The 20,791-nt window shown below is 65.4% G+C and carries 16 protein-coding genes; 3 read left to right on the top strand and 13 right to left on the bottom strand.

What is annotated here, in order from left to right:
- Positions 1 to 2: 2 nt before the first annotated feature.
- Both gspE and gspD read right to left on the bottom strand, forming a co-directional pair.
- Positions 3 to 1,430 carry a type II secretion system ATPase GspE gene (gene gspE, locus WBR68_RS24565; RefSeq protein WP_230695507.1) on the bottom strand — a complete coding sequence of 476 codons (1,428 nt, stop codon included), beginning with the start codon at positions 1,428 to 1,430 and terminating at the stop codon, positions 3 to 5.
- Positions 1,427 to 3,832 (bottom strand): type II secretion system secretin GspD, encoded by a 2,406-nt coding sequence (gene gspD, locus WBR68_RS24570; protein ID WP_050449740.1) that lies wholly within the window; start codon positions 3,830 to 3,832, stop codon positions 1,427 to 1,429. Before gspD ends, gspE begins: the two co-directional genes overlap by 4 nt.
- A gap of 180 nt (positions 3,833 to 4,012) precedes the next feature.
- Between gspD and gspF the strand changes: the two genes are divergently transcribed.
- Positions 4,013 to 5,218 carry a type II secretion system inner membrane protein GspF gene (gene gspF / locus WBR68_RS24575; protein ID WP_230695508.1) on the top strand — a complete coding sequence of 402 codons (1,206 nt, stop codon included), beginning with the start codon at positions 4,013 to 4,015 and terminating at the stop codon, positions 5,216 to 5,218.
- A 78-nt stretch (positions 5,219 to 5,296) separates the two neighbouring features.
- Here gspF and WBR68_RS24580 read toward each other — a convergent pair whose 3' ends face one another.
- The 3 genes from WBR68_RS24580 to WBR68_RS24590 all read right to left on the bottom strand — a co-directional run bounded on the left by WBR68_RS24580 (position 5,297) and on the right by WBR68_RS24590 (position 9,279).
- On the bottom strand, positions 5,297 to 5,635 hold the full coding sequence (locus WBR68_RS24580; RefSeq protein WP_050449738.1) for a P-II family nitrogen regulator: 339 nt from the start codon (positions 5,633 to 5,635) through the stop codon (positions 5,297 to 5,299).
- Between the two features lie 137 nt (positions 5,636 to 5,772).
- Entirely contained in the window at positions 5,773 to 7,836 is a 2,064-nt protein-coding gene (locus WBR68_RS24585; protein ID WP_050449737.1) for an NAD(+) synthase, read from the bottom strand.
- A 75-nt stretch (positions 7,837 to 7,911) separates the two neighbouring features.
- Entirely contained in the window at positions 7,912 to 9,279 is a 1,368-nt protein-coding gene (locus tag WBR68_RS24590) for a mechanosensitive ion channel family protein (RefSeq protein WP_230695509.1), read from the bottom strand.
- Between the two features lie 160 nt (positions 9,280 to 9,439).
- Here WBR68_RS24590 and argH point away from each other — a divergent pair, with 160 nt between their 5' ends.
- Positions 9,440 to 10,861 (top strand): argininosuccinate lyase, encoded by a 1,422-nt coding sequence (argH, locus tag WBR68_RS24595; RefSeq protein WP_230695510.1) that lies wholly within the window; start codon positions 9,440 to 9,442, stop codon positions 10,859 to 10,861.
- A gap of 117 nt (positions 10,862 to 10,978) precedes the next feature.
- On the opposite strand, the gene WBR68_RS24600 is transcribed toward argH, so the two are convergent.
- Both WBR68_RS24600 and WBR68_RS24605 read right to left on the bottom strand, forming a co-directional pair.
- Positions 10,979 to 11,398 carry a type II toxin-antitoxin system HicB family antitoxin gene (locus WBR68_RS24600; RefSeq protein WP_230695511.1) on the bottom strand — a complete coding sequence of 140 codons (420 nt, stop codon included), beginning with the start codon at positions 11,396 to 11,398 and terminating at the stop codon, positions 10,979 to 10,981.
- A gap of 78 nt (positions 11,399 to 11,476) precedes the next feature.
- Complete coding sequence (locus tag WBR68_RS24605) at positions 11,477 to 11,662, bottom strand: type II toxin-antitoxin system HicA family toxin (RefSeq protein ID WP_127184236.1); 186 nt, start codon at positions 11,660 to 11,662, stop codon at positions 11,477 to 11,479.
- A 486-nt stretch (positions 11,663 to 12,148) separates the two neighbouring features.
- Between WBR68_RS24605 and WBR68_RS24610 the strand changes: the two genes are divergently transcribed.
- Positions 12,149 to 14,200 carry a PEP/pyruvate-binding domain-containing protein gene (locus WBR68_RS24610; RefSeq protein ID WP_230695512.1) on the top strand — a complete coding sequence of 684 codons (2,052 nt, stop codon included), beginning with the start codon at positions 12,149 to 12,151 and terminating at the stop codon, positions 14,198 to 14,200.
- A gap of 121 nt (positions 14,201 to 14,321) precedes the next feature.
- Here WBR68_RS24610 and lpdA read toward each other — a convergent pair whose 3' ends face one another.
- From lpdA to cadR, 6 genes are all read right to left on the bottom strand, one after another.
- The gene (gene lpdA, locus WBR68_RS24615; protein WP_230695513.1) at positions 14,322 to 15,737 is read right to left on the bottom strand and encodes a dihydrolipoyl dehydrogenase; all 1,416 of its coding nucleotides are present in this window, start codon (positions 15,735 to 15,737) and stop codon (positions 14,322 to 14,324) included.
- A gap of 2 nt (positions 15,738 to 15,739) precedes the next feature.
- Positions 15,740 to 17,140 carry a dihydrolipoamide acetyltransferase family protein gene (locus WBR68_RS24620; protein ID WP_230695514.1) on the bottom strand — a complete coding sequence of 467 codons (1,401 nt, stop codon included), beginning with the start codon at positions 17,138 to 17,140 and terminating at the stop codon, positions 15,740 to 15,742.
- Between the two features lies 1 nt (position 17,141).
- The gene (locus tag WBR68_RS24625) at positions 17,142 to 18,185 is read right to left on the bottom strand and encodes an alpha-ketoacid dehydrogenase subunit beta (protein ID WP_046804595.1); all 1,044 of its coding nucleotides are present in this window, start codon (positions 18,183 to 18,185) and stop codon (positions 17,142 to 17,144) included.
- Positions 18,186 to 18,187: 2 nt separating this feature from the next.
- Positions 18,188 to 19,420, bottom strand: a complete 1,233-nt coding sequence (locus WBR68_RS24630; RefSeq protein WP_050449730.1) for a 3-methyl-2-oxobutanoate dehydrogenase (2-methylpropanoyl-transferring) subunit alpha — start codon at positions 19,418 to 19,420, stop codon at positions 18,188 to 18,190.
- Between the two features lie 218 nt (positions 19,421 to 19,638).
- Entirely contained in the window at positions 19,639 to 20,232 is a 594-nt protein-coding gene (locus tag WBR68_RS24635) for a nitroreductase family protein (RefSeq protein ID WP_230695515.1), read from the bottom strand.
- Between the two features lie 103 nt (positions 20,233 to 20,335).
- The gene (gene cadR, locus WBR68_RS24640) at positions 20,336 to 20,770 is read right to left on the bottom strand and encodes a Cd(II)/Pb(II)-responsive transcriptional regulator (RefSeq protein ID WP_050449728.1); all 435 of its coding nucleotides are present in this window, start codon (positions 20,768 to 20,770) and stop codon (positions 20,336 to 20,338) included.
- Between the last annotated feature and the right edge of the window lie 21 nt (positions 20,771 to 20,791).

A 20,791-nucleotide genomic window follows, 5' to 3' on the forward strand; every position in this document is an offset into this window, starting at 1 on the left:
CGCTAGGCGTCGCGCGTGACCCGCACGATTTCCTCGGGCGAGGTCTGCCCGCCTTCCACCCAGCGCTGTCCGTCTTGACGCATGGTGCGCATGCCGGCGGCCATGGCGGCCACGCGCAGCTCGCGTTCATCGCGGCCTTCATGGATCAAGCGGCGCGCCTCGTCGTCCACGGTGAACAGTTCGTGGATGCCTGAGCGCCCACTGTAGCCAGTGTGATTGCAGGCCGGGCACCCCACGGGATGGAACACGCGCACGCCATCCAGCATCGACGGCGTCTTGCATTCCGGGCACAGCTTGCGCACCAGCCGCTGCGCCAGCACACCCAATAACGACGAGGCCAACAGGAAGGGTTCCACGCCCATGTCCGTCAAGCGCGTCACGGCGGATACGGCGTCGTTGGTGTGCAGCGTGGCCAGCACCAAGTGGCCGGTCAGCGAGGCCTGCACCGCGATCTGCGCGGTTTCCAGGTCGCGGATTTCGCCGATCATGATGACGTCGGGGTCCTGCCGCAAGATGGCGCGCAGGGCCAGCGCGAAGCTCATGTCGATCTTCGCGTTGACCTGCGTCTGGCTGATGCCGGACAGGTCGTATTCGATGGGGTCTTCCACCGTCAGGATGTTGCTGGTGGCCGCGTCCAGGCGGCTTAGCGCGGCGTACAGCGTGGTGGTCTTGCCGCTGCCGGTGGGCCCCGTCACCAGCACAATGCCGTGCGGCTGGCGGATCAGGCGGTCCAGTTGCGTCAGCACCTCGGGGCACATGCCCAGGCGCTCCAATTGCAGCCGCCCCGCTTCCTTGTCCAACAAGCGCAGCACGGCGCGTTCGCCATGCCCCGTGGGCAGGGTCGACACCCGCACGTCAATGGGCCGGCCGCCCACGCGCAGCGCAATGCGGCCATCTTGCGGCAGGCGTTTTTCGGCGATGTCCAGATGCGCCATGATCTTGATGCGCGAAATCAAGGCCGCGTGCAGGGCCTTGCGCGGCGACACCACATCGCGCAGCGTGCCGTCGACGCGGTAGCGCACCACCGAATGCGTTTCGAAAGGCTCAATGTGGATGTCGCTGGCGCCGTCGCGCGCGGCCTGCGCGAACAGCGCGTTGATCATGCGGATGACGGGCGCATCGTCCTGCGCTTCCAGCAGGTCGGCCACCTCGGGCATGTCTTGCAGCAGGCGGTCCAGGTCAATCTCGTTTTCCGCCACGCCCATCACGGACGCGGCATCTTCGGAATGGCTGTATGCCGCCGTCAACAAGGTTTCCAGCGCATCGTCGTCCACCTGCGCCAGCGCCACATGGCCATGGCAGCGCCGGATTTCCTGCACCGCCCATTCCGGTGTGCGCGGGCTGACCGTCAACTGCACCTGGCCCGCGCGCAGCGACAGCACGGCCCGCTGCGCGCGCGCCCAGGCGTAGGGCAAGGGATGCGCGCTCATAGCAACGACTCGGGGTCCACCGCCACGCTGTGCATCAAGGTGCTGGACACGTGGATCGGCAAGGCGGCGTTGCCCGTGGGCAGGCTACCCGGATACTGTCGCACCGCGAACGACTGCACCGTGGTGGGCGGCGGGCGGCGCAGCGTGGCGGCCTGCTGCTCCGGACGCAGGTCGTAGGCGTTGTTCGACACCGACGGCGCGGCGCCGGGCAGCGGCAGCATCGGCGCCTGCATATCGGGCAGCGCCCAGTGGTGGCCGGGCTGCGTGGCACCCTGCGCCCGACGCATGTAGTCGTAGCGGTCCATGGTGACGCTGGCGCTGCGGTTGGCGTCACGCACCACGTAGGGCCGCAGGAACACCATCAGGTTGGTCTTGGTGCGCTTGCGCGTGTCGTAGCGAAACAGCGACCCGATCACCGGCAGCGAACCCAGGCCGGGCACGCTGTTGGACGTCAAGGTCACGTTGTCCTCCAACAAGCCACCCAACACGATGATCTGGCCGTCGTCGATCAACACGCTGGTGTCGATGGCGCGCTTGTTGGTCACGATGCCGCTGGTGGAATTGGAACGGCTTTCGTCGATGCTGCTGACTTCCTGGTAGATGTCCAGCTTGACCGCGCCGCCTTCCGAAATCTGCGGGCGGATGTTCAGCTTCAAGCCCACGTCCTCGCGTTCAATCGTCTGGAACGGGTTCGAGCTGCCGTTGCTGCCCGACGTGACGTATTGGCCGGTCACGAACGGCACCGTCTTGCCCACCAGGATGCTGGCCGACTGGTTGTCCAGCGTCAGCAGGTTCGGGGTGGACAGAATATTGGCTTCGCCCGTGTTCTGCATGGCGCGGGCCAGCACACCCAGGTTGATGACCTGGTTGCCCAACACGTCCACCGTGCCCTTGACCACGCCTAGACTCAGGCCGCCGCCCAGGGCGTCGATGGACGTCGGGCCATTGCCCGTGATGCCGCTGCCGCCCAAATTGGTGCCGCCGATGAAGCTCGTGCCGTTGCTGTTGATGTTGCCGGCGCCCGTCATCCACTGAATGCCGAATTCCGCGGCCTTTTCTTCGCTGACCTCAACGATCAGGCTTTCCACCAGCACCTGCGCGCGGCGCTGGTCCAGTTGGTCGATCACTTCGCGCAGGCTGCGGTACAACGGTTCGGGCGCGGAGATGATCAGCGAGTTGGTGGCGGGGTCGGCTTGTATGGTGGCGCCGCCCGCCGAATACGACACGGCTTGCGAACTGTTGTCTTCGCGCGCAATGCGCTCTTGCTCGCCAGACAAACCGCCCTTGGACGAACCCGACGATCCCGACATCCCCGCCATGCCTTGCGCGCTTTGCGCAGCGCCGGCGGACGTGTTCTGCGTGCGTGCGCCGCCCTGCGAACCGCCCGTGGCGCTACTGGCGCCGCCCGACGCGCCAGGCGCGGAATTGGCCTGCCCGGTCAACAGGCCGCCCAGCACCTCGGCAATACGCGAAGCCTGCGCGTTGCGCATGTAGACCACATGCAGGTTGCCCGCGCGGTTTTGCTGCGCGTCCAACTTCAGGATCAGGTCGCGCGCCAGACGCGTGCGCGCCGGGCTACCCGAGCGCACCAGCACGCTGTTGCTGCGCGGGTCGGCCACAACCGCGATACGCTGCGTGGGGTCGCTGCTTTGCGTGTCCAACAATTGCGAGGCCAGGATGGCGATGTCGGTGGCGATGCCGGATTGCACCGGCACCACGTCGGTATCGATGGAACTGGGCACGTCGATACGGGCGATCACCTGCGCAATGCGTTCCAGGTTGTCGGCGTAGTCGGTGACCACCAGCGTGTTGTTGCCGGGGTAGGCATTGATGGGGTTGTTGGGCGGCACCATCGGGCGCAGCACCGGCACCAGGTTCGCGGCGTTCTCGTACTTCAGCGGGAAAACGCGCGTCAGCATCTCGCCGCTGCTGCCACCGCCTTTGGCAAAGGCCGACACGGGCACCGGCCCGCGCGTGGCATTGCCGGCCGCGGCGCTGGCCGTCGCGCCGGTTGATGCAGACCCGGCCGCTGGCCGTGTATTGCCCACCACGGCGCTGCCTTGCAGCTTGGCGTCGGCTTCAGGCACCACGCGCGTCACGCCGTCCACGTCCACGATGGCAAAGCCCTGCAGCCGCAGCGCCCCCGTCAGCATGGCCAGCGCCTGCCCGCTATCCACCGGTCGGTCCGACACCAACGTCAACTTGCCCTTGACGCGCGGGTCCACCAGGAAGTTGCGATGCGTAAACAAGGACAGCGCGCGCAGTACAGCGGGGATGTCGGTGTCGACGAAATTCAAGCTGACACGGTTGTCCGCCTGTTGAGCATGGGCCGTGCTGACGGCCGGTCCGATCTGGCTTGCAGCAAGCAAGACGGCAAGGCTGAATTGCGCAATGTGACGCATGACGAGAGTGGTGCCTTCAGACGTGAATGCAGGGGTGAAAAAACATGAAATCGCGTCGGAGTATACGGGGTGACGGTGCAACACCACGGTCATATTTGACATGCAACATACGGGCTGCAAACCCTTTAAATTCGGGGCTCTTGCGCGTTTTTCATTTGCGCGTCGACCCCTGCTTCCTCCATGCCTTCCTACCGTTTCGAAGCCACTGACGCGCTGGGCAAAATCGTGCGTGGCACGATCGACGCCGACACCGAGCGCGGCGCCCGCAACCAGTTGCGCGGCCGTGGCCTGCTGCCCTTGTCGACAGCGTCGGCCGCGCGCACCGAAGGCCTGGGCGCCAGCCTGCGCACCCGCCTGTCGGATGCCGACCTGGCCTGGCTGACGCGCCAACTGGCCAGCCTGCTGGCGGCGCGCCTGCCGCTGGATGCCGCGCTTTCCGCGACGCTTGAACAAGCGGAGAAAAAACACATTGCGGCAACGCTTGGCGCCGTGCGCGACGATGTGCGCGCCGGTCACCGCCTGTCCACCGCGCTGGCCGCCCGGCCCCGCGACTTTCCCGAGATCTACCGCGCCCTGATCGGCGCGGGCGAAGAGTCCGGCGACCTGGCGCAAGTGATGGAAAAGCTGGCGGACTACATCGAAGAACGCAACACCTTGCGCAGCAAGGTCATGACGGCCTTCATCTACCCGGCGGTGGTTGCCAGCGTGTCGGTCATCATCGTGATCTTCCTGCTGGGCTATGTGGTGCCGCAGGTGGTGTCCGCGTTCAGCCAGGCCAAGCAGCAATTGCCGATGCTGACCCGCATGATGCTGGCCTTGTCGGACTATGTGCGCGAATGGGGCATGGTGACGGGCGTGGCCGTGGCCTTGGCCATTGTGCTGTGGCGCTACACGCTGCGCGCGCCCGCCGCGCGCCGTGCCTGGCATGCGCGCGTGCTGCGGCTGCCGCTGATGGGCCGCTTCGTGCTGGGGGTCAACGCCGCGCGCTTTGCATCCACGCTGGCCATTCTGTGCGGCAGCGGCGTGGCGCTGCTGACCGCGCTGGAAGCCGCGCGCCGCACCTTGGGCAATGACGTGCTGCGCCAGGCGGTGGACGAAGCGTCGGCGCGCGTGCGCGAAGGCGCGGCGCTATCGTCGTCGCTGGGCGCGCAGAAGGTGTTTCCGTCGTTGTTGGTGCACCTGATCGCCAGCGGTGAAAAAACCGGACGGCTACCTGAGCTGCTGGATCGCGGCGCGCAGAACCTGTCACGCGACCTGGAACGCCGCGCCATGGCGATGACGGCGCTGCTGGAGCCGGCGCTGATCCTGCTGATGGGCGGGTTTGTCCTGCTGATCGTGCTGGCGGTGATGATGCCGATTCTGGAGATGAATCAGCTGATCCGCTAGAAAGACAAAGGCGCCCGCCCCGGTGATGGGGCGAGCGCCTTTGACGGTCAGGCGATGGCGCTCAACAGGTAGCGCGGATCACAGCGCTTCTTCGTCCGATTCGCCGGTGCGGATGCGGATGGCTTGTTCGACCGGGGACACGAAGATCTTGCCGTCGCCGATCTTGCCGGTGCGCGCGGCCTTGACCACGGCTTCGATGGCGGCTTCGACCTGGCTGTCGGGCAGCACGACTTCTACGCGGATCTTGGGCAGGAAGTCCACCACGTATTCCGCGCCCCGATAGAGTTCGGTGTGGCCTTTCTGGCGGCCGAAACCCTTGACCTCGGTTACGGTCAGGCCGCTGACGCCGACTTCGGCCAGCGCTTCGCGGACTTCGTCAAGCTTGAAGGGTTTGATGATGGCGGTGACTTGTTTCACGTTGGTCGTCCTGGGTTTTTAATGTGTTGCGGCGCCCTGCCCGCGCGGATTCGGCCGGCAAAACGCAATGGATAAGAGAATACCACCGGGGCCCGCGCCGCAAGCGGGGTGATTGCGGCATTGCGGGACAACCCCGATCAGCCCGGCGGCGCGGCGTCGGGAATGCGCTCGGCGTCGCGCATCCACACCACCGATTCCGAATCGCTGGGCGCGCGCCAGTCGCCGCGCGGCGACAGCGAACCGCCCGAGCCCACCTTGGGCGAGTTCGGCACGCAAGTGCGCTTGAACTGGGTCGTGCGGAAGAACCGGTCCAGGAATATCTTCAGGTTGCGCTTGATGGCGGCCAGGTCGTACTGGTTGCGCACGACGTGCCCGGCGTCGGGCCAGGCGCCGGCCTCGCGGTCGCGCCAGGCGGCAAACGCCAGGAAGGCCACCTTGGTCGGAGCAAAGCCGTAGCGCAGCGTGTAGTACAGATTGAAGTCCTGCAATTCGTAGGGGCCGATGGAATCTTCGCTTTTCTGGACGGGCTTTTCGTCGCTGCCCGGCACCAATTCAGGGCTGACGTCCGTGCCCAGCACGTCCAGCAGCACGGCCGCGCCGTCCTCGCCCAGCCGGCCGGATTCGGCCACCCAGCGCACCAGGTGCGTGATCAGGGTCTTGGGCACGCTGGCGTTCACGCTGTAGTGCGACATGTGGTCGCCCACGCCATACGTGCACCAACCCAGTGCAAGTTCGCTGAGATCGCCCGTGCCGATGACGATGGCGTTGCTGAAGTTGGCGATGCGAAACAGATGGTTGGTGCGTTCGCCTGCCTGCACGTTTTCGAACGTGATGTCATAGACCGGCTGGCCGTCCGCATAGGGGTGGCCCAGGTCTTTCAGCATCTGCAGGCAACTGGGGCGAATGTCGACTTCGGACGCGGTGCAGCCCACCACCGACATCAGCCGGCGCGCCTGTTGTAGCGTGCGGGAACTGGTGGCAAAGCCCGGCATCGTCACGGCCAGGATGTTGGACCGAGGCAGCCCCAGCGTATCCATGGCTTGCGCGCAGACCAGCAGCGCGTGGGTGGAATCCAGCCCGCCAGAAATACCGATGACCACTTTCGACATCTTGCTGGCTGACAGGCGCTGGACCAGCGCCTGCACCTGGATGCTGTAGACCTCTTTGCAGCGGGCGTCGCGCCGTTGCGGGTCGGCCGGCACATACGGAAACCGCGCCACGCGCCGCTCAAGCGGCAGCTCGGCGTCGGCAAGCGGCGGGTTCACCGGCACCGCCACGGGGCGGAACTTGCGGACCTCGTCCTGGTGGCGCCGAACCGATTGGCCGAAAGTGGTCTGGCGCATGCGCTCGCGCGACAGGCGTTCCAGGTCCACGTCCGAGAACAACAGATGCGAATGGCCCAAGAAGCGCTCGGATTCCCCGAGCAGTTCGCCGTTTTCATAGATAAGCGCCTGGCCGTCCCAGGCCAGGTCGGTGGACGATTCACCCCGGCCGGCCGACGTGTACATATAGGCGGACAAGCAGCGCGCAGATTGCTGCGCCACAAGCTGGTGGCGGTATTCCGACTTGCCCACGACGATGTTCGACGCGGACAAATTCACCAGCACGGTGGCGCCGGCCAGCGCCGCGAACGACGAGGGCGGAATCGGCACCCAGACGTCTTCGCAGATTTCCACATGGAACTGGAACAGCGGCAGCTTTTCCATCTGGAACAGCAGCTCGGCGCCAAAGGGCACGGTCTGGTCCAGCAGGCGGATGTCGGTGACGGGCGCGCAATCGGCGGCGCTGAACTGGCGCGCTTCGTAGAACTCGCCGTAGTTGGGCAGGTAGCTCTTGGGCACCACGCCCAGCACGCGCCCGCCGGCGGCGACCACGGCGCAGTTGAACAACTGGTGCGACACGCGCAGCGGCGCGCCCACGATGACGGCGATATCCAGTTCGGCCGTGGCCGCCACCACCCGCGCCAGCGCTTCCTCGCATTCGTCCAGCAAGGCTTTCTGGTGGAAAAGATCGTCGCAGGTGTAGGCCGACAGGCCCAATTCCGGAAACGCCACCAGCACCGCGCCGCCCTGGGCGGCCTGCTGGGCCAGTTCAATGGTTTGCGTGGCGTTGAAGGCCGGATCGGCGATGCGGCATTCGGGTACGCCGACCGCCACCCGGGCGAAGCCGTGGGAATACAGGTTGAAGAACGGGTTCGACATCGGGGGTTCGCCTGGGGTCAATGAAGACTAAGTTCCAACCGGCGGATTATCTCACGGCGCCTGGGGCGCTTTCGCCTAGGTGGGCATCTTGCCGTCGGTCAGGCCGCGCTCGGACACGGCGCCCGGGCCATCCGGCAAGGCTGGCGCCGGGCGGTCCCGGTCAGCCGCCAACGCCGCCTGGATGGCGTTTTCGCGCAGATGGCTGCCCAGGGCGCCAAAATCAGCCCCCGACGGCTGCTGGTACAGGCGCAGCCCCAGTTCGGGCAGCACGGCCAGCAGATGGTCGAAGATGTCGCCCTGGATACGTTCGTATTCCACCCAGGCGGTCACGGCCGTAAAGCAATAGACCTCGACCGGAATGCCGTCGGACGCGGGTTCCATCATGCGCACCATCATCGCCATGTCTTGCCGCACTTCCGGGTTCTGCTTCAGGAACGCCACGCCGTAGGCGCGAAAGGTGCCGATATTGGTCAGCCGGCGGCGGTTGGCGGGCACGCTGGCCAATTCGCCCATGGTCTGGTTGGTCTGGGCGATGTCTTGCGTCTTGGCCTGCAGGTAGTCGTGCAGCAGGCGAAAACGCATCAGGCGCTGGGCCTCTTCGTCGGTCAGGAAGCGCACGCTGGTCGCGTCGATGCGCAGCGTGCGCTTGATGCGCCGCCCGCCGGATTCGAACATGTGGCGGTAGTTGCGATAGCTTTCCGAGAACAGCTTGTAGGTCGGCACCGTGGTGACGGTGTTGTCCCAGTTCTGCACCTTGACCGTATGCAGGGCGATGTCCTTCACGAAACCATCGGCGTTGGACTGCGGCATTTCGATCCAGTCGCCAATGCGCAGCATGTCGTTGCTGGTCAATTGCGTGCTGGCCACCAGCGACAGCAGCGTGTCCTTGAACACCAGCAACAGCACCGCCGACAGCGCGCCCAGGCCGGAAATCATCCACAAGGGCGAACGGTCGATCAGGATGGAAAGCACCAGCACGGTGCACACCGCTGCCAGAATCAGCTTGCCGATCTGGATATAGCCCTTGATGGAGCGCGTTTGCGCCCGCGTGGTGGCGGAATAGGTGTCTTGCCAGGCACTCAGCACGCCGGAGAACGCCACGAACACGCAGATCCAGGCGCCCGCGTGGGCCAGCCGCCCGACAATGCTGACGGCTTTTTCCGCGTGCGGCACCAGGTTGATGCCCATCGACACCACGGCGAACGGCACCGCGTACCACAGGTTCTGGTACGCCCGGCGGCGCTGCAGCGCCTTGTCCCAGTCGCCCCGCCCGCTCAGCACCAGCACGCGGTGCGCCAGCAGCAGCACCACGCGCGCCACCACCCACTGCACGAACAGCGCGGTCAGCACCAGCACGCCCACGCCCACCAGCGTCTGCGCCCAGGCCTCGTGCGGCATGTGGGCGTCGAGTTGGGTTACCAGTTCTTCCCATTCCACGGGCATATGTCTTTGACTCGCTCTAAGTTCTTGAAACGGCTACTTGAAACCAACGCTGGATTATCCGACAAGTCGGGCGTTGGCGCGCTGTCGCGCCCGGGAAATCAGGGCCGGGGCGGCCCCCGCGTGCGCCGGCTTGTCGGCAGGCCCTATAATTCCGCCCATCATGGCAAACACTCCCTCCCCCGATCAAAACCAGTTCGCCAACAAGGCGCAGGCCTGGTCCGCCCGGTTCTCGGAACCGGTATCCGAACTCGTCAAACGCTACACGGCGTCCGTGGATTTCGACAAGCGCCTGGCGCGCCACGACATCCAGGGCTCGCTCGCGCATGCGGACATGCTGGCCGCCCAAGGCATCATCGGCGCGCAAGACCTGGCCGACATCCAGCGTGGCATGACCCAGATCCTGTCTGAAATCGACGCCGGCAGCTTCCAATGGCTGCTGGATCTGGAAGACGTGCACCTGAACATCGAAAAGCGCCTGGTGGAACTGGTGGGCGACGCGGGCAAGCGCCTGCACACCGGCCGTTCGCGTAACGACCAGGTGGCCACCGACATCCGCCTGTGGCTGCGCGATGAAATCGACAACCTGCAAGACCTGCTGCGCCAACTGCGCCATGCCCTGGCCGCCGTCGCCCTGGAAAACGCCGGCACCATCATGCCGGGCTTCACCCATCTGCAAGTTGCCCAACCCGTTACCTTCGGCCACCACCTGCTGGCCTACGCCGAAATGTTCGGCCGCGACGCCGAACGCCTGGCCGACTGCCGCCGCCGCGTGAACCGCCTGCCGCTGGGCGCCGCCGCCCTGGCCGGCACCTCGTTCCCCATCGACCGCGAGCGCGTCGCCAAGACGCTGGGCTTTGACGGCGTGTGCCGCAATTCGCTGGACGCCGTCTCCGACCGCGACTTCGCCATCGAATTCTGCGCCGCCGGCGCGCTGATCATGACGCACGTGTCGCGCCTGTCCGAAGAGCTGGTGCTGTGGATGAGCCCGCGCGTGGGCTTCATCGACCTGGCCGACCGCTTCTGCACCGGCAGCTCGATCATGCCGCAAAAGAAAAACCCCGACGTGCCCGAACTTGCCCGTGGCAAGACCGGCCGCGTCAACGGCAACCTGGTCGCCCTGCTGACCCTGATGAAAGGCCAACCCCTGGCCTACAACAAGGACAACCAGGAAGACAAGGAAGGCCTGTTCGACACCGTGGACACCGTGCGCGACACGCTGACCATCTTTGCCGACATGGCTGCCGGCATCAAGGTCAAGGCCGACAACATGCGCGCCGCCGCCCTGCAAGGCTTCGCCACCGCCACCGACCTGGCCGACTACCTGGTCAAGCGCGGCGTGCCCTTCCGCGACGCCCACGAAGTGGTGGCCCACGCCGTGCGCGACTGCGAACAGCGCAACTGCGACCTGGCCGACCTGTCCACCGACGAACTCAAGGCCTACCACGCCCAGATCGGCGACGACGTCCACCAGGTGCTGACGCTGGAAGGCTCGGTAGCCGCCCGCAAGCACGTCGGCGGCACCGCCCCTGAACGCGTGGCCGAAGAAGCCCAGCGCGTACTGGCGGAAACGGCCGAAGGCTGATTCCGGCTCAGGCTGGCTTGGCGAACCAAGTAAAACAAGGCCCCCGACAGGGGGCCTTGTTGCGTCGGAGGCAATGAACCCATAGAGGGCTTGGTGCGGAATATCCCGGGGTAGTCGCTAGGCGATCGATACGTCCAGGCGACGGCCAAGCTTCTCCAGTGCCGCCTCCACCTGCTCGATCCGTGACGAATGACGCAGGTTCAACAGACGATCGACCTGCGGCATATGAACACCCAAGCGGCGGGCCATCTCTGCTTTACGCACACCTTGCCGGATCATCTCGTTGGACAGGAACACTTTGCTCGTCACGACGGCCGGCAACGTCACGGAGTACGGTGTTGGCCGGTCAAGACTGGGCAGCGGGATGGGTCGGCGCTCGTCGAAGTAAATCTCCAGCGCGGCCTCAAGCGCCTCCAAGGCGTTCACGGCAGCGTCTTGCTCGTCATCCCCAACACTTGTCGCCTCCGGGAAGTCCGGAAACAACACCAACAACGTACCGTTGGTGTCGGGAGTGAGGGTATAGGGATAGGTCAGCACAATGGCCTCCTGATTTTCGGGAATCCCCGCAAGGGGTAGTGCGGCTCGGATTGAAAGCGAATGGCCGGAATAAGCGCGTCACTTCAAACCCAACTGCTTTTTGAGCTGATGCTCCAGGTGTTTTCCCATTTCCTTTGAACCGTGAAATGGAAAAATCGTAGTCACTCCGTTTAACGTCACACGATAGTGGCTACTCCCTGAACGATGCGGTACGAATACCGCGCCTTGCCGTTCCAGCCATCTTTTGAATTCGCTGTAGGTCATGCGTATGTGAACGCAGCGACAGGCCAAGATTACAACACATCTGATGTCCTTATTAACACCCGTGTTGTGTCCGTTGTCGCCGTCTCCTCCCAGCGCCACCTTAGAGGACCTTCTCAAAAATCTCGCGGCCGTCAGGTGAAAATCAGACCGGGCGACGGTATCCCTCACTTCTCCAACGCAATTCCTCAGCCGAAAAAAAACAGGGGCAGCTTTCGCTCCCCCTGCGTAAATGGCCCTACGAGAAACCGCTCCCAGTCCGCGCGTGCGAAAACAGGGTGGCTCTCGCGCCGCCGGCGCGGCTGATTGCCGAGACTGGATTACACGGGAATCGTCGTTGGGCGCGTATCACTGGAATTGGGTATTTTCGTTGCGCCGATTCAGCGCGCATGGGCCACGCATGACTCGCCACATCTGGAAACACTCGCCTACAGGCCACGGCGGGCGCTCCGATATCATCGCAACTCCTTGCGACCCGCCCCCTGTTTCATGCCGCTATCGTCTGCCCTACGCCGTGTTGGCCTGCCGCGCAGCCTGCGTGTTTGCCCGATCATTCTGAGCGCGTTCGGCTTGCTGCTTGCCGCCGGCAGTGCCTCCGACGCCCTGGCGCAAACCGCCCGCAAGCCCTCGCCCTACGAGAATGCCCGCCCCCTGCGCCCCGACGAGCTTGCGACGCCGCCGCAGGAAGGCGCGAAGCGTGGAGGCCCGGCGTATCTGGATCGGATCGGCACGCAGGCCGAATTCCAGCAACTGGCCCGCGTCTACAACGCCGGCACGCCGCTTGAGATTCCGCATGTGCTGTTCGTGATTGACCGCGAGCGCGGCGACCGCATCTATTACGTCGACACGCCCCGCTATTCCCTGCACGAGAACTTTGCGCGCGCACACCGGCTGCTGCCGGGCACGGACCGGGCCGCGCTGATCGCGCAGTACAAGGATCCCAAGCGGCGGCTCTTGTTCGGCACCCTGAGCTGGCAGCACGACCTGCCCGGCTACACCTACGAATTCTGGGAAGGCGACCAAGTCACGCCCTCACTGCTGCGCCTGACCGAAGACAAGCTGCGCGCCACGTTCTACGAGCCGGTGCGTTTCAAGACGAACTCCACGGCGCAAGAGCAGACCGCGCAAACCGCCGGCCTGGCCTTCGTGACGCAAGAAGCGTTGCTGCGCGAGCAGGCGTTCTTGCCGCTGAACACCGGCCATGCGCAGGGCCGCTTGCGTATCGTGAAGTCGGTGGATGACACGCCGGATCTGGCGCCCACCGATATCGTGGTGCTGGACGAAGTGCCCGTCGCCATCTCGCCGGTCGCGGGCCTGGTCACGCAGCGGCCCTCCACCTTGCTGTCGCATGTGAACCTGCTGGCCAAGGGCTGGCGCATTCCCAACGCTTACGTGCGCGATGCCGTCGCGGCGCTGGGCAAGTATGACGGCCAGTGGGTGGAACTGACGGTGACTAGTAACGGCTATCAGGTGCAGCCCATTGCCAAGCCGGAGGCCAAACCCGAGGACAACCCCGAAGGCAAGCCCAACGCCCCGACCAAAGCAGCCGCCCTGCCGCTGCCCAAGCCCGACCTATCGGTGCACACGCTGAAGCCGCTGACGGGCATGGCCACGCGCGACAGCCGGTACTGCGGGGTCAAGGCGGCCAACCTGGGCGCACTTAAATCGGCGCTGCCGCCGTTGGCCAGCGTGCCGGACGGCTTCTGCATTCCGTTTGCCCAGTACGCGGCATTCATGAAGCAGTTGGGCATCCCGCAACGTATCGCCGCGCTGGAACAACGGCCCGACTTCGCCCGTGACGCCAAGGTGCGCCGCGCCGAACTGGCCGCCTTGCGCCAGGACATCATCACCGCCCCGCCCGACGCCGCGCTGGCCGCCGCCTGGCGCGAACGCTGGCAACAGCAGTTAAAGGGACGCGGCGTGTTCGTGCGCAGCTCATCCAATTCCGAAGACCTGCCCGGCTTCAGTGGCGCGGGCCTGTACACCACGGTGCCCAACGTGACGCGGGCCGATGCCTTGGCGCAAGCCGTGCAGACGGTATGGGCGTCGGTCTACAACTTTGAAGCCTACGAGGCCCGGCGCGCGGCCGGCATCGGTCAGGATGCCGTGGTGATGGCGGTGCTGGTGCAACAGGCGGCGGCGTCGGACAGCTCGGGCGTGATGATCACGCGCGATCCCTTTGATGCGTCGCGCCGCTACGTCACGTACATTTCCGCCAAGCGCGGGCTGGGCATCAAGGTGGTGGAAGGCAAGCGCCAGGCAGAGCAACTGATGTATTCGACGTGGTCCAAGGCGGTGCAGGTGCTGAGCCGTTCCGCCGAGGACACGCAGTTGGTGGCGGACGCCGCGGGTGGCGTGCGCGAAGTGCCGATCGAAGGATCACGACAAGTGCTGAACGATGCGCTCGTCGCGAGGCTGGCCGCCGTGGGCAAGCAGATCAAGCTGCGTTTGGGCAATGTGGATCAGGATATCGAATGGGCCGTGCAGGGCGACCACATCATTGTCTTGCAGGCGCGGCCGTATATCGACGGCAGCCGGTAGCGGCGAATGCGGCGCGCAAGGCGGTTATCGCCGTAGCAGCGCTAACGGCCGTAGAAGTGAGCGCGGCCGGCAGCAGCGTTTGCCACCACCGGCCGTGCATCGACCCGCGCGCCAACCCGCGTCAGATGTGCAGCGCGTGGCCCAGTGCTTTCAAGGCCGCTTCCTGCACCGCTTCGCCCAAGGTCGGATGCGCATGGATGGTGCCCGCCACGTCTTCCAGCGTGGCGCCCATTTCCAGTGATTGGCCGAACGCCGTCGATAGTTCCGACACCCCACGCCCCACCGCCTGCCAGCCCACGATCAGGTGGTTGTCGCGCCGGGCCACCACGCGGACAAAGCCGTCGGTGGATTCCAGCGTCATGGCGCGGCCGTTCGCCGCAAACGGGAACGATGCCGCCAGGCAGTCCAACCCGGCGGCTTCCGCGTCCGCCGGCGATAAGCCCGCCACCACCACTTCGGGGTCGGTGAAGCACACCGCGGGAATCGAGGCGGGTTGGAAGTGACGGCGTTTGCCCGCCACCAGTTCCGCCACCATCTCGCCTTGCGCCATGGCGCGGTGTGCCAGCATCGGTTCCCCGGCAATGTCGCCAATGGCCCAGACGTCGCGCATCGAGGTGCGGCATTGGTCGTCGATGCGCAGCGCGTTGCCCTTGCGGTCCAGTTGCAGGCTCTCCAGCCCCCAGCCCTGCGTGCGAGGACGCCGGCCCACGGCGATCAGCACGCGGTCGGCCGGCAACAGGGTTTCGGCGCCGGATGCGTCCTGGATACGCACTGCGTTGCCCGCCGCGTTCAAGCCCAGCACTTTGCGGTTCAGGTGCAGGGCCACGCCCATCTTCGCCAACGCGGCGGCCACCGGCTTGGTCAGTTCGGCGTCGTAGGTCGGCAGAATGCGGTCCTGCGCTTCCACTACGGCAACTTCCGCGCCCAGCTTGCGGTACACGGTGCCCAGTTCCAGCCCGATGTAGCCGCCGCCCACCACCACCAACTGCTTGGGGATGGACGTAGGCGACAAGGCCTCGGTGGATGACTCCACAATGCCGCCGAACGGCATCGATACCAGCGGCGTGGGTTCGGACCCGGCCGCCAGCAACAGGTGCTCGCATTGGATGCGCATCGTGCCGCCATCGGCGGTGGTGACCTCGGCGGTCTTGCCGTCCAGCAGATGCGCCCAGCCCTGCACCACTTGCACGCCGTTCTTCTTCAACAGCGCGCCAACGCCGCCGGTCAGCTTGCCGACGATGCCGTCTTTCCAGGACACGGTCTGTGCGATGTCGATGGCGGGAGCGGACACTGAAATACCAATGCCGGACGGACCCGCGGATTCCCCCGAATAGTGCCGCGCCTTGTCGAATTCCTCGGCCGCGTGGATCAGTGCCTTGGACGGGATGCAGCCGATGTTCAGGCAGGTGCCGCCCAGTTGCGCGCCTTCAACCAGCAGGGTCGGCACGCCCAATTGCCCGGCGCGGATGGCGGCCACGTAGCCGCCGGGGCCGCCGCCGATCACCAGCAAGGTCGTAGTCTTTGTGATCTGGCTCATGCTTACTCCACGAAAAGCAGCGCGGGTTGTTCCAGCAGCGCGCGCACCGCCTGGATGAAGCGCGCCGCGTCCATGCCGTCCACCACGCGGTGGTCAAACGACGACGACAGGTTCATCAGCTTGCGCGCCACCACGGCGCCATTGCGGAACGCCGGCCGCTCAACGATGCGGTTCACGCCCACGATGCCGACCTCGGGGTGATTGATCACCGGCGTGGTGACGATGCCGCCCAAGGGCCCCAGGCTGGTGATGGTGATGGTGGAGCCGGACAGCTCGTCGCGCCCGGCCGTGCCACTGCGCACCGCTTGCGCCAGGCGCCCGATCTCGGCCGCCATGGACCAGATGTCGCGCGCTTCGGCGTGGCGCATGACGGGCACCATCAGGCCGCCATCGCTTTGCGTGGCGATGCCGATGTGGACGGCGCCAAAGCGCGTCACCACGCCACCTTCGTCGTCATAACGCGCATTGATCTGCGGAAAGTCCCGCAGCGCCACGACCATGGCGCGCGCCAGGAGCGGCAGCAAGGTCAGCTTGCCGCGCGACTCGCCCCATTTCTGGTTCAGTTGCACGCGCAGGTCTTCCAGTTCGGTCACGTCGATTTCCTCGACGTAGCTGAAGTGCGGAATGCGGCGCTTGGACTCGGCCATTTTCTGCGCGATCTTGCGGCGCAACCCGATGACGGGCACCACGTCCTGATCGTGACGTTCCACATAGGCCGACCCGCCGCGCGCGGCCTGGCCCGCGCCTTGCGATTGCAGATAGGCGTCCAGGTCTTCGTGCATGACACGGCCGGCCGGGCCGCTGCCGACAACAAAGCGCAGTTCGATGCCCAAGTCCCAGGCGCGTTTGCGCACGGCGGGCGAGGCCAAGGGCTTGTCGCCCGGTTGGCGCGGCACGGCCGGGGTGGTGGAGGATGCGAATGAGGACCGCGCGGCTTGTTGCCTCGGTGGTTGATCGGCCTGTTGATTGCCTTTTTGCTGGGTCGACGCTGAGGCCGACGCGGCCGCCGGCGACATCGACGCCGCGATCTGCCCCGCGATGCCGCCCGCCTTCGCGCCAGCATCGCCTTGCGCGGACGGGGACGCGTCACTGCCTGCCGGCTTGTCCCCTTCAGATGCCGCTTTCTGCGGCGCGCCCGATCCCGGGCGCACGTTGCCTTCGCCTTCCACTTCCAGGCGGATCAATTCCCCGCCCACGGCCATGACCTGGCCCACGTCGCCGCCCAGCGCAAGCACCTTGCCGACCACGGGCGACGGAATTTCCACCGTGGCCTTATCGGTCATCACATCGGCCAGCGGCTGGTCTTCGGCCACCGTGTCGCCGACCTTGACGTGCCAGCCCACCAGTTCAACCTCGGCAATGCCTTCGCCGATGTCGGGCATCTTGATGATATGGACCCCCATGTCACACCTCCATCGCGCGTTTGAACGCTTCGCCAACCCGGCGCGGGCCGGGGAAGTACGCCCATTCCTGCGCATGCGGGTAGGGAGTATCCCAACCGGTCACGCGCTCGACAGGCGCCTCCAGGTGATGGAAGCAATGCTCTTGCACCAGCGCAATCAGTTCGGCGCCATACCCGCAGGTGCGCGTGGCTTCGTGCACCACCACGCAGCGGCCGGTCTTCTTCACGGAGTTCACGATGGTTTCCAGATCCAGCGGCCACAGACTGCGCAGGTCGATCACTTCGGCGTCGATGCCGGTCTCTTCGGCGGCGGTCAAGGACACATACACCGTGGTGCCGTAGGTCAGCACCGTCAGCGCATTGCCCGGCCGCACGATGGCGGCCGTGTCCAGCGGCACCGTGTAGTAACCGGTGGGCACCACGCTGCCGGGGCGGCCGGTCCACGGCGTGACGGGGCGATCATGGTGGCCGTCAAACGGGCCGTTATACAGCCGCTTGGGTTCCAGGAAAATCACCGGGTCATCATTTTCGATGGACGCAATCAAGAGGCCCTTGGCATCGTAGGGGTTGGACGGCATTACCGTGCGCAACCCGCAGACCTGCGTGAACATGGCTTCGGGGCTTTGGCTGTGCGTCTGCCCGCCATAGATGCCGCCGCCGCAAGGCATGCGGATCGTCATCGGGGCAATGAATTCGCCCACCGAGCGGTAGCGCAGGCGCGCGGCCTCGGACACGATCTGGTCCGACGCGGGATAGAAATAATCCGCGAACTGAATTTCGCAAACGGGCCGCAGGCCGTAGGCGCCCATGCCGACGGCAACGCCGACGATGCCACCTTCGGAAATCGGCGTGTCGAACACGCGCGAGCTGCCGTACTTGGTTTGCAGGCCTTCCGTGCACCGGAACACGCCGCCGAAATAGCCGACGTCCTGTCCGAACACCACCACATTGTTGTCACGCTCCAGCATCACATCCATGGCCGAGCGCAAAGCCTGGATCATGGTCATCGGCGCCGAGGCCGGACCAGCGTTGTTATCGATTGCCATGGTCAGACTCCGAGCTGCTGGCGCTGCCGGCGCAGATGCTCCGGCATGTCCTTGTAGACGTCTTCAAAAATGCTGGCGGCACTGGGGACGTGGCCGTCCACCAGGGTGCCGTAGCTTTCCGCTTCCTTTTGGGCGGCGACAATCTCGGCATCGAGTTCGGCGCGCACGGCGTCGTGCTCGGCGTCGGACCAGATGCCCAGGCCGATCAGGTGCTTCTTGAAGCGTTCGATCGGGTCGCCCAGCGGAAAGTGCGCCCAGTCATCGCCGGGGCGGTATTTGGAAGGATCGTCAGACGTGGAGTGCGGACCGGCTCGGTACGTGACCCATTCGATCAGGGTCGGGCCCAGGTTGCGGCGGGCACGCTCGGCGGCCCAGCGCGAGGCGGAATACACCGCCAGGAAATCGTTGCCATCCACGCGCAGCGACGCAATGCCGCAGCCCACGCCACGGCCCGCGAAGGTAGCGCCTTCGCCGCCCGCAATCGCCTGGAAGGTGGAGATGGCCCACTGGTTGTTGACCACGTTCAGGATGACCGGCGCGCGGTAGACGTGCGCGAAGGTCAGCGCGGTGTGGAAGTCGGCCTCGGCGGTGGCGCCGTCGCCGATCCAGGCCGATGCAATGCGCGTGTCGCCCTTGATGGCAGACGCCATCGCCCAGCCCACCGCCTGGATGAACTGCGTGGCCAGGTTGCCTGAAATCGTGAAGAAGCCGTTGGGGCGGTCGGAATACATGACCGGCAGTTGGCGGCCCTTGAGCGGGTCGCGCTCGTTGGACATGAGCTGGCACATCATCGTCACCAGCGACACATCGCGCGACAGCAGAATGCTTTGCTGGCGATAGGTCGGGAAACACATGTCGCCCTGTTCCAGGGCCAGCGCATGGGCGGAGCCGATGGCTTCCTCGCCCAGGCTTTGCATGTAGAACGAAATCTTCTTCTTGCGCTGCGCGGTCAGCATGCGCCCGTCAAAGATGCGCGTCTTCAGCATGGCTCGCATGCCCGCGCGCAGCATGTCGTTGCTGATCTCGGGCGCCCATGGCCCCACCGCGCGGCCGTCGTCGTCGATCACCCGGACCAGGCTGTACGCCAAGGCGCCGGTATCAACCGCGGCAACATCAATGGGGGGTTTGGGCACCTCGCCGGGCGGCGATAGATGCAGATAGGAAAAGTCGGTCTTGCAACCCGGACGCCCTGTAGGCTCGGGGACGTGCAACTTCAACGGCCCATATTGGCTCATGTATTGTCTCCACGCTTGATCGTGTCACGCGTTTTCTTCCTACCAAGACATTGCCAAGAGCGTGTGACCCCGGGCGCTGCCATCGTCGGCCCGCGCATAGGGATAAATATGCGTGGCCGTCGACGAGATTAGCACAGGGGACAGGGGCGTTGAGCGGGCCAAAGCGGCTTGCCGGCCCGTGTTGCACTAGGGGTTTTCCACGGTTTACTTGAAGCAGTTCAGACCGGACCGGTCCACTCCGTGACGAACTCGCGGAAGTCGGGGCGCTTGGCGGGCGGCACGGCGCAGCCCGGCGTGCCGATGGCCAGATACCCCAGGAAGCGGTAGTCCAGCGAATCCAGCCCCAGGGCATTCTGCACGTCTTCGACATAGGTGCCGACGCCAGTGCTCCAGAACGCGGCGTAACCCAGCATGTGGGTGGCGTTCAGGATGTTCATGACGGCGCAACCGGTGGCCAGCAACTGCTCATGCTCGGGGATCTTGGTGTTGTCGTGCGCGATCTTTTGCGCCACGCCAATGAACAGCGGCACGCCGGCCATCCATTCGCGTACCGACTTTTCTTTTTCGGGCGTCATGCGCGGGTCACCGCTGCGCTTGACGGCATCCAGCGCCACGTCCGCCAGCTTGGCGATGGCCTCGCCCTGGATCACGACAAAGCGCCACGGACGCAGCGCGCCGTGGTCGGGGGCCGACATGGCGGCTTGCAGGATCTGTTCAAGTTCTTGGGGCTTGGGCGCGGGGCCGCGCAGGAATTTGGTGGAACGGCGAGTGGTCAGCGCGTGCAACGGGGTGGCGGTCGTGGAGTCGGTCATTGATTCAGGCGCAAAGGTAAAAGAGACAGATTCTCATAGTAAGCGAAGGCCGCGGGCCGGGGTGGGTATCCCCCGGCCGGCGCAAAGGGCATCGCGGGCGGGGTCAGCCCAGGTGCGTGTGCCGCTCCTGGCGCTCTTCGACCTGCATTTCAGACAGGCCATGCAAGATGCCGCAATTTTCCGCATCGGGCTGCGCCGACAGGCAGCGTTGCCGCAAATCGGTCAGTTGGGTCTTTAACTGCATCAGTTCGGCGATGCGCTCATCCACGTGCGAGATGTGTTCGTCGAACAGTTCATTAATGGGGCCGCAGCCGGTGTGATGGTTGTCGGCCAAGGACAGGATGGCGCGGATCTCGTCTTGCGTCATGTCCAGCGCCCGGCAGTTGCGGATCAGGCGCAGCCGTTCCAGATGGGCTTGCCCGTAGCTGCGGTAGTTGTTCAGGCCCCGGTCCGGGGCGGGCAGCAGACCTTCTTTCTCGTAGTAGCGCACGGTTTCGACCGTGGTGCCGGCCGCCGTGGCCAATTCGCCAATTCGCATCACGCCTCCTGGGATCGCATC

Source organism: Achromobacter sp. JD-1, assembly GCF_038594925.1.
Taxonomy (GTDB): domain Bacteria; phylum Pseudomonadota; class Gammaproteobacteria; order Burkholderiales; family Burkholderiaceae_B; genus Achromobacter; species Achromobacter spanius_C.

Excerpts from the sequence above, each read along its gene's own strand:
- WBR68_RS24625 (WP_046804595.1), bottom strand. The coding sequence starts at position 18,185 with ATGGCAATCGATAACAACGCTGGTCCGGCCTCGGCGCCGATGACCATG.
- lpdA (WP_230695513.1), bottom strand. The coding sequence starts at position 15,737 with ATGAGCCAGATCACAAAGACTACGACCTTGCTGGTGATCGGCGGCGGC.
- WBR68_RS24635 (WP_230695515.1), bottom strand. The coding sequence starts at position 20,232 with ATGACCGACTCCACGACCGCCACCCCGTTGCACGCGCTGACCACTCGC.
- WBR68_RS24630 (WP_050449730.1), bottom strand. The coding sequence starts at position 19,420 with ATGAGCCAATATGGGCCGTTGAAGTTGCACGTCCCCGAGCCTACAGGG.
- gspF (WP_230695508.1), top strand. The coding sequence starts at position 4,013 with ATGCCTTCCTACCGTTTCGAAGCCACTGACGCGCTGGGCAAAATCGTG.
- WBR68_RS24620 (WP_230695514.1), bottom strand. The coding sequence starts at position 17,140 with ATGGGGGTCCATATCATCAAGATGCCCGACATCGGCGAAGGCATTGCC.
- WBR68_RS24590 (WP_230695509.1), bottom strand. The coding sequence starts at position 9,279 with ATGCCCGTGGAATGGGAAGAACTGGTAACCCAACTCGACGCCCACATG.
- gspE (WP_230695507.1), bottom strand. The coding sequence starts at position 1,430 with ATGAGCGCGCATCCCTTGCCCTACGCCTGGGCGCGCGCGCAGCGGGCC.
- gspD (WP_050449740.1), bottom strand. The coding sequence starts at position 3,832 with ATGCGTCACATTGCGCAATTCAGCCTTGCCGTCTTGCTTGCTGCAAGC.
- WBR68_RS24610 (WP_230695512.1), top strand. The coding sequence starts at position 12,149 with ATGCCGCTATCGTCTGCCCTACGCCGTGTTGGCCTGCCGCGCAGCCTG.
- WBR68_RS24585 (WP_050449737.1), bottom strand. The coding sequence starts at position 7,836 with ATGTCGAACCCGTTCTTCAACCTGTATTCCCACGGCTTCGCCCGGGTG.
- argH (WP_230695510.1), top strand. The coding sequence starts at position 9,440 with ATGGCAAACACTCCCTCCCCCGATCAAAACCAGTTCGCCAACAAGGCG.
- WBR68_RS24605 (WP_127184236.1), bottom strand. The coding sequence starts at position 11,662 with ATGACCTACAGCGAATTCAAAAGATGGCTGGAACGGCAAGGCGCGGTA.
- cadR (WP_050449728.1), bottom strand. The coding sequence starts at position 20,770 with ATGCGAATTGGCGAATTGGCCACGGCGGCCGGCACCACGGTCGAAACC.